The 352-nt window shown below is 44.0% G+C and carries 1 protein-coding gene; it reads right to left on the reverse strand.

Features of this window, described 5'->3' with window-relative positions:
• Positions 1-228: 228 nt before the first annotated feature.
• On the reverse strand, positions 229-352 hold a 124-nt coding region (locus UF06_RS23970), incomplete at its 5' end, for a transposase (protein WP_045569239.1).

Here is a 352-nt window from a genome sequence, read left to right on the forward strand (position 1 = left end):
GAGTCGGCAAACGAGAGACTGGAGTTATATCGATGAGGTGTACTTGAACCCTGAAAAGTGTGCAGCGTAATCATTCACGTTACTAAATTGTAAAAAAGACGACAACTTGCTTGAAAAACAGCGGAAACGAGCGATCGCAATCACCGAAATACGCAGAAAACAGCGCCAAACGAAACCAACTTGCCGACAAGCACAAAACCAACAAGCCGAGGGAGCAAAGAAAAGGGTTCATCCGGAAAATCGATACTTCGCCTCATGACTGGCTTTGATTTTTAACTCAAAAAATTCCCAATCACGATACCCATAGGCGACTTTGTTCAGCGTCTTTATTCGGTTGTTCACACCCTCTACT

Origin of the sequence: Vibrio sp. S234-5, assembly GCF_000960595.1 — a bacterium.
Taxonomy (GTDB): domain Bacteria; phylum Pseudomonadota; class Gammaproteobacteria; order Enterobacterales; family Vibrionaceae; genus Vibrio.